1 protein-coding gene, 1 tRNA gene and 2 rRNA genes (1 of these 4 cut by a window edge) are annotated in these 2,500 nt (G+C 55.8%); 3 read left to right on the top strand and 1 reads right to left on the bottom strand.

The features are described 5' to 3' along the window. From NV401_RS18670 to NV401_RS18660, 3 genes are all read left to right on the top strand, one after another. Positions 1 to 1,737, top strand: a 23S ribosomal RNA gene (locus NV401_RS18670) (it extends 1,055 nt beyond the left edge of the window). 193 nt (positions 1,738 to 1,930) lie between these two features. After that, a 5S ribosomal RNA gene (rrf, locus tag NV401_RS18665) occupies positions 1,931 to 2,045 on the top strand. A 95-nt stretch (positions 2,046 to 2,140) separates the two neighbouring features. Further along, positions 2,141 to 2,217 (top strand) — tRNA-Met (locus NV401_RS18660). On the opposite strand, the gene NV401_RS18655 is transcribed toward NV401_RS18660, so the two are convergent. Continuing rightward, positions 2,188 to 2,500: hypothetical protein (locus NV401_RS18655; protein ID WP_390903646.1), on the bottom strand; the 313-nt coding region annotated here is incomplete at its 5' end. The genes NV401_RS18660 and NV401_RS18655 overlap by 30 nt on opposite strands.

The following is a 2,500-nucleotide window of genomic DNA, read 5'->3' as shown; positions in this document are numbered from 1 at the left end:
GAAAGCATGTGGGACTTCCAAAACAACCAGGAGGTTGGCTTAGAAGCAGCCATCCTTTAAAGAAAGCGTAACAGCTCACTGGTCTAAATAAGAGGTCCTGCGGCGAAGATGTAACGGGGCTCAAGATACGTGCCGAAGCTTAGGGTGTGAATTTATTCACGCGGTAGCGGAGCGTTCCGTAAGCCTGTGAAGCGATCTGGTAATGGGTCGTGGAGGTATCGGAAGTGCGAATGCAGACATGAGTAGCGATAAAGAGGGTGAGATGCCCTCTCGCCGAAAGACCAAGGGTTCCTGCGCAAGGCTAATCCGCGCAGGGTGAGCCGGCCCCTAAGACGAGCCCGAAGGGGGTAGTCGATGGGAACCACGTTAATATTCGTGGGCCTGGTGGTGTGTGACGGATCTCGTGAGTTGTTCTCCCTTATTGGATTGGGAGGGCTTCGAAGAGGTTCCAGGAAATAGCCCCACCGTATAGACCGTACCCGAAACCGACACAGGTGGTCAGGTAGAGTATACCAAGGCGCTTGAGAGAAGTGTCCTGAAGGAACTCGGCAAATTGCCTCCGTACCTTCGGAAGAAGGAGGCCCTCACTCCGCGCAAGCGGTATGAGGGGGCACAGGCCAGGGGGTAGCGACTGTTTAGCAAAAACACAGGGCTCTGCTAAGTCGGCTTCAAGACGACGTATAGGGCCTGACGCCTGCCCGGTGCCTGAAGGTTAAGTGGAGGGGTGCAAGCTCCGAAATGAAGCCCAGGTAAACGGCGGCCGTAACTATAACGGTCCTAAGGTAGCGAAATTCCTTGTCGGGTAAGTTCCGACCTGCACGAATGGCGTAACGACTTCCCCACTGTCTCCAGGACATGCTCAGCGAAATTGAATTCTCCGTGAAGATGCGGAGTACCCGCGGTTAGACGGAAAGACCCCGTGCACCTTTACTGCAGCTTCAGAGTGGCATTAGGAAAGAACTGTGTAGCATAGGTGGGAGGCTTTGAAGCGTTGGCGCCAGCTGACGTGGAGCCATAGGTGAAATACCACCCTGTTGTTTTCTGATGTCTAACCTCGATCCATGAAACTGGATCAGGGACCCTCTGTGGCGGGTAGTTTGACTGGGGCGGTCGCCTCCTAAAGAGTAACGGAGGCGCGCGAAGGTTGGCTCAGGACGGTTGGAAACCGTCTGTTAGAGTGCAATGGCATAAGCCAGCCTGACTGCGAGACTGACAAGTCGAGCAGAGACGAAAGTCGGTCATAGTGATCCGGTGGTCCCTCGTGGAAGGGCCATCGCTCAACGGATAAAAGGTACGCCGGGGATAACAGGCTGATAACCCCCAAGAGCTCATATCGACGGGGTTGTTTGGCACCTCGATGTCGGCTCATCACATCCTGGGGCTGGAGCAGGTCCCAAGGGTTTGGCTGTTCGCCAATTAAAGTGGTACGTGAGCTGGGTTCAGAACGTCGCGAGACAGTTTGGTCCCTATCTGCCGTGGGCGTCGAAATTTGAGAGGAGTTGACCCTAGTACGAGAGGACCGGGTTGAACATACCTCTGGTGTACCTGTCGTTCTGCCAAGAGCGCAGCAGGGTAGCTATGTATGGACGGGATAACCGCTGAAAGCATCTAAGCGGGAAGCCTCCCTCGAGATAAGATTTCATAGAGCCGTCGGAGACCACGACGTTGATAGATCGGATGTAGAAGTGCGGTAACGCATGGAGCTAACCGATACTAATTGCTCTATTCGCGCTTGAGAGTCCCACCATCAATGACAACACTGGGTGACCAGCAAGTCGGATGATCGTGCGGATGATTAAGAGCAACGCCTAATACAACTACGCCTACACGGTAATCGTGCATCGATTTTGGAACCCATCCACAAGCCCCCAGCGGGCTTCGACGATGGGTTTCAGTGAACCATGAACTTGCTTGCGCACCGGCTTCATTGCTTGGTGGCTATAGCGTCAGTGCCCCACCCGATCCCATCTCGAACTCGGCCGTGAAACCTGACTGCGCCAATGGTACTATCGCTTAAGCGATGGAAGAGTAGGTCGTCGCCAGGCATTGCAGCCGGTGCGCGAAGCACAGTTCATGATCATATAGAACCCATTCACAAGTCATACTCCCCCATGCCAACCGCATGGGAGGCGTACCGTGGCGCGGGGTGGAGCAGCCCGGTAGCTCGTCAGGCTCATAACCTGAAGGTCACAGGTTCAAATCCTGTCCCCGCAACCATCGGTACCATACCAACCGCCTCAGGATAGCCTGCGGCGGTTTTTTGTGCCCAAAATCCATCATTTCACTGAGCCGGCCGCGCACCTCCAGCGCCACGCCGCGGCGATCCTCGGCAGGCGTCACCACGATGTGGTCGATCAGGGCGCGCATCGCCTGACGCGCCTCCTCCCGCTCGATCTCCTCGCCCTTCAGTGCGTCGCCTAGCTTTACGATGTTGCGGCGATAGCTTTCCGCCACATTCGGCATCATGGCCAGCGTCGGCTCTGCCGCCAGATCGGCCAGC

Source organism: Sphingomonas hylomeconis (assembly GCF_025370105.1).
GTDB lineage: Bacteria > Pseudomonadota > Alphaproteobacteria > Sphingomonadales > Sphingomonadaceae > Sphingomonas > Sphingomonas hylomeconis.
Note: the sequence above shows the minus strand (reverse complement) of the source record. Positions and strands in the feature narration are given on the sequence as shown.